The following is a 5,271-nucleotide window of genomic DNA, read 5'->3' on the forward strand; positions in this document are numbered from 1 at the left end:
GGTGCAGCCCTCTTCAGGCACACGTCGGCCCAAGCGGCCCACCCCGCGGGGGGCGGCGGCAAGGGGCGTGGGCTCGTGGGGCAGCGTGAGGGCTTGGGGCTCAACACCACGCGCGCTGGGCGGGCCCCTGGGCTTTAGCCAGGCTTGCCCTCGACGTCGGCAGCCCCAGGTGCTCCAGAATGGCGCGTACCCCACCGGGTGCAGTCACGTCCGCCAAAACCCGTCGCCTGCCTCCACAGCTCACGCAGGCGAACACGTCCAAGTCGAACGTCCTTCTGAGCAGCTCGGCCCAATTGACTCGCGGCGTCCTCTCCTTCAGCAGCTCCTTGCTGGCCGCTGCTTGGGGCGGGAAGGCCGCTGACGGGAGCCGTCCGAGGTATGCGCCCGGCCGGTGGAGAGGCCGCGCAGCTCCTTTGGGGACACGTCAGCCCTCGCCCCGACCCAAGCGCCACCACCCGTGAACCTCGGGTGCGATGGTGGCCACCCGGGCACGGCTGCGGAGCCAGCGCACTGGCAGTCGGCGCTCGGGGCGGTGGAGGCCACCAGTGCGGGCAGCAGCCAGGGCGGGCACCTTTGGGGCGGTGGGGAGGCCACCCGGGCCTGGCAGGCGAGGTCCAAGGGGACCAAAAAAGGACCAAATCGAATGGACGCGCCTGGACTCGCCCGGACAGATAGGTGCTCCGTTTCCAGAGGGAAAACAGGGGTGGACCTCTGGTCCCGAGGGAACGCGGATCCGCCCTTCGCGGCTTCGATTCCCGCCGCTTCCATGCAGAACAACCCGCCGCTCTGTGAGCCTGCCCCGGTTTTGTGGCTCTCCCGCACTTTGTGTGGACAGCGAGCGCGGGATGCTTCTGAGCGCAGTTCAGGGCTCGTAGAAGCCGCCGCGCACCCACTCATTGGCGACGTCTCTGTTGAACTTGAAGTTCACGGGCACGCGATGCTTCGCGACGGTCGCGCCAGCGTCGTCGACGGCTGAGAGCAGCGCGTGGGGCTCATACTCATCGGCCACGAGCTCGAGCCGAACCTCGTACCAGCGGCCCTCCCAGGCGATGGAGAGCTTCTTGGTCATGGCCTGGTCGCGCTGTCGCGCGGAGCGGTCCAGGACCTCCGAGGCCGTTTTCACGAAGGTCGCGAACGCCGTCGCATCGAAGGGCTTGGGGTTCTTCTTGTCGCGGCCCATCACCCACGGACTGATGAGGACGGGCTCGGCGAGCCCCTGCTTGCGGATTTCCACGGCCCAGCCGTCGTCCTCCTCGTTCTTGATGACCCTGGCCGTCCAGCCGTTCTTCCGCCAGAACGTGGGCTCCATGACTTCGGGCTCGGCAGGCGTGCGCTCGTCGCTCATGGGCGTTCCTCATACCCTCCAATTGCCATTTGCCAGAGAAGTATCTGCCCCCCTGCGCTACAGAAGTCCACTCCGCTGAAATGCGACGGGCCCGCGCGATTCCTCCGTGCGGGCCCGCTCCGTCCTGCATCGACCCGGTCAACGACCGGGGTCATCTAATACCGGCGGACGACAGCACCCGTGAACTGGTTCACGTTGAGCACCCACACCGGATCCTTCGAGTGGCAGTACGTGCAGGAGTAGTAGTCCTCGAACTTCAGCACGTTGTCCACGAAGACCTTCAGGCGAACCCGGCCCTGGTAGGACTTGAGGAAGCCGGGCTGGCCGACCGTCATCGTCACCTTGAGTTCGTCATCGGAGCCGAGCAGGTGCTGGTTGATCTCCGTGGCCCCGTAGCCGTTGGAGTAGAGGACCTCGTTGAAGACGGAACTGCCGGTCTTGCGGACGTAGGCGCGGGTCTCCTTGTACGCGTCGGACAGCTCCACACGGATCTTCTTCACGCCGGGGCAGGTGCGCTCCGTGTAGCTGGTGGTGCGCGACATGGTGGCGAACTGGTCATCCCAGCGCCGCACCTCGTAGCCGACGGGCTTGAGGGTGACGAGCGGCACGTTCACCAGGGTGAAGTAGTCCTGCCAGTTGCCGGACTTGATGGTGGCCACCTGGGGCTCGGCCGGGCCACCGTACCCGAAGACGCGCAGCGTGCTCTCGTTGATGACCTTCTTCTGCTCGGCGCTCGCGGAGGCGCTGGTGCTGCCGTACACCGCGTTGATGGCGGCCTGCAGCTCCTCCTTCGAGGAGGTGGACGTCACGGAGAAGATGAGCATGCGGCCGTAGGTCACCGCGCGGACGTAGGTGGGCAGGTTGTCGTAACCCAGCTCCCCCATGTTCCCCAGGTTCTCCAGGTCCGAGACGCCGAAGCCGCTGTTGAACTGGCCCATGGCGGGCGTGTAGCCGCCCAGGTCCTGGAAGACGGTGAAGAGACTCTGCGTGAAGCGGACGAAGACGGTGTTGCTCTGGGTGTTGGTGAGCGAGCTGAAGGTGGCGTTGATGTTGCCGCCCAGCACCTTGGCGTCCAGCTTGAACTTCACCGCGGCCTCCTCCAGCGTGGAGGCGCTCTGCATGTCGAAGTACACCGTTGACTGGGTGATACCGCCCTGCGCCTGGGCCGCTTGGATCATCTGACCGATGGAGCCGTACACGTCCGTCGAGGTGGCCGTGGGGGCCGTGGACGACTGGAAGAAGGTGGCCACCAGGTTGACCGGCTTGCGCTGGGGGTACGGCACGTGGATGGGCGTCAGCGAGCCCACGCCCAGGTTGACGTACTGGCCCTGGTTGAGCGAGGACGGGAAGAGCAGACCCGCGCCGGCGTCGAAGTTCACCAGCTCCTCGGGGTTGTAGCGCGCGTCCACCTGGCGCAGCTGGCAGCCGTTGGCGTCAGGAGCCAGCGGCGTGACGGTCTGGGTGGGGCCGCTGTTGGCCCAGATGCCGCTCTGGAACAGCTTGTTGACGAAGTCCTGCACGCCCGAGGTGCCCGTGGGGTAGCCGAACGAGTGGAACGTGTACTGGCTCTGCAGGTACGTGTCGATGTTCGGGACACCGGCCACCATCGGCGAGACGCCCAGGCTCTGGGACTTCGCATACAGGTCGCTGATGGAGGCCTTCTGCGGCGTGCCCGGCACGTTCAGGACGTCCGGGTTGTAGCAGGGGCCGCAGTCGTACTCGCAGGACGAGCAGTCCTCGCCGTAGTACCCGTCGCAGTACCCGTCACCGCAGTAGGAGGAGTAGCCACAGTCCTCGGGGCACCAACCCTGCTCGTCAATCGAGCACATGTAGTCGCCGCAGTAGCCCATGGGCTCTTCGTAGAGCTGGCTCGTGGCCTCCTCACCGCGCTGACGGGCCATGAACTCGCGAGCGGACTGCTCCAGCTTCCGCTGCGCGGGGTCCTCCAGCTCGACCCCACCACAGGCCATGAGGGTGCTTCCCAGCAGGGTGGTGAGAAGCAACGCGATTCGTTTCAGCGGTCCGCTCTGATGCATGGTTTGTGGACGCAACGCGGCCTCTCGGCAACGCCGTTGCATGCGCTCCGTTCCAGGGTGGAACTACGGGCTGGGGGAAAGAAACCGGCGAAAACCGGTATTGATGCTTGTGTCAGTTATTCCTGGGAAACACAAGACACACATCTCGCTGCCCATGGCAGCAGCCAGGCAGGAGAGCGATTGAATGCAAACAATTGCAGCGATGGGAGGAGCTCAGTTGACTCGGTCAGCTTCACCCGCCGGGGTCGCTCGTTTGGTTCAGGTGGGGTACGGCAGGGGCAGAAGGTCAGCAGAAGGTGTCGGAACGAGTTCTTTGACACCTTCCCTGCGCCCTTGTCCCAGTAGGCCGGCTACACCCGCACCCGCCGACGCTCCAACTCCTCCAGCCTCCGGCGCAGCTCCGCTGCCTCCTGATCCAACCGCTCGCGGGGCTCTGACTGGGGTTCCCGCGGAACCGTTGCGGTCTCGCCGCGCTCCAGTCCGATCAGGCTCGAGAGCACCAGCGCCTGGATGATGTGGGGCGGTGCCATGAGAACCTTGGTCGTCCAGAGCGCGGGATGAGGCGCGTGTTCCTCGGCGATGGCCCCGCGCAGATAAGCACATCCGGCATCGGCCGCGGCCTGCGCGCGCTGGCGCAGGGACCCGGGAGCGAGCGTGCCGAGCGCCGAGCGCAGGGCGGTCAGCGCCAGCGCTGTCTCCTCCGGGTTCGGAGCGTCGGTGTAGGCGCTCTGGAAGCCTCCATTGGGCGCCTGGTTCTCCAGGATGCGCTCGAGCGCATCGAGATGGACGTTCGTCGGCGCCTCCGGAAAGTGGTGGACGTGGCGGAAGCCCATGCTGGCGACGAGTTCCCAGACGAAGAACGGCGACGCGTGGGCCTGCTCGTGCCAGGGACGCTCTTCCAGGAGACGGAGCGTGCGCTGCCAGACCGCCAACCGTTGGTTCCGTGAGGCATGGGGGGCCGCCATCGTGGCCTCCAGCACGTGAACCTCGGTGCTGACGCTGGGGATGGGTTGCCCGTCGAAGCCCATGTAGCACTGCCGGGATTCGACCCAGTAGCGCTCGAGCCGCTCCACGGCGAACGACACCGGCAGCCCGCTGGTAAAGGCCGCGCAGACAGCCGCCGCGGTCATGTCGCAGTCCATCCTGACGGCGCCTTCCCAGACCGGGATGCCCTCCGGCGTGAGGAAGCGGCCGAGCAACGCGAGCTCCTCCGGGAAGTGGCGCCGCGGATCGACGCCCGCGCGCGAGAGGTAATACAACGCGTAGACCAGCTCCGGGATCCGGCCCGTCGGCCAGAGTCCTCCGAGCGGACGCGCCAGCAACTCGCGTAGACGGGCGATCACCGCGGAGTCACCCGTGGCTTCCGCGTAGCGCGCGGCGACCGGCGCCACCAGGCCGGGCAGATCCTCGACCTGCCGGGCGTGCGCGCGGGCCTCCGGCGTCTGGAACGCCGACAACGGGAAGTACTCCGCGAACTGGAGCGCCATCGCGTTGCTGGCGAAGCAGGTTCCGTGTTCCAGCTCTTCGAAGTTCTTCCTCGCGGCGCTGGCGCGGTGAGGTGCGATCAGCGCCTCGAGCGCGGCGACCTCGGCGGGCTCGAGCCGGCTCGCGGCCTGAACCAGCAGCGTCTCGGTCTCGAACAGCGCGGGGATCCAGTACCCGAACAGGCCATCGTAGTGGAAATGCCGCCCGTAGGGATTCTCCGGCTCGAGCCGCGCCGGCGTCCCCATCCGGGCAACGGCCGCGAACACCCGCGACAGCGCCCGGGCAATCAGCTCCTCTCCGGTCTTCCACCGCAGGAGCGTGTTGGCCACGGCCAGCGCGGTGATGAAGTCGCTCGTCGGCAGCAGAGACGCCGGGCCAGAAGCCGGAGCCGAGAGGTCCGTCACC

General features: G+C 66.9%; 3 protein-coding genes. All 3 read right to left on the reverse strand.

The window, feature by feature from the left end; all coding sequences use genetic code 11:
• Positions 1 to 862: 862 nt before the first annotated feature.
• On the reverse strand, positions 863 to 1,345 hold the full coding sequence (locus tag VF794_RS27675) for a hypothetical protein (RefSeq protein ID WP_331115499.1): 483 nt from the start codon (positions 1,343 to 1,345) through the stop codon (positions 863 to 865).
• 155 nt (positions 1,346 to 1,500) lie between these two features.
• Entirely contained in the window at positions 1,501 to 3,348 is a 1,848-nt protein-coding gene (locus tag VF794_RS27680; protein ID WP_331115501.1) for a thiol-activated cytolysin family protein, read from the reverse strand.
• Between the two features lie 383 nt (positions 3,349 to 3,731).
• Positions 3,732 to 5,271: hypothetical protein (locus VF794_RS27685; RefSeq protein ID WP_331115503.1), on the reverse strand; the 1,540-nt coding region annotated here is incomplete at its 5' end.

This window comes from Archangium sp. (assembly GCF_036389735.1).
Taxonomy (GTDB): domain Bacteria; phylum Myxococcota; class Myxococcia; order Myxococcales; family Myxococcaceae; genus Archangium.

Coding starts and splice junctions, on each gene's coding strand:
- VF794_RS27675 (WP_331115499.1), bottom strand. CDS start 1,345: ATGAGCGACGAGCGCACGCCTGCCGAGCCCGAAGTCATGGAGCCCACG.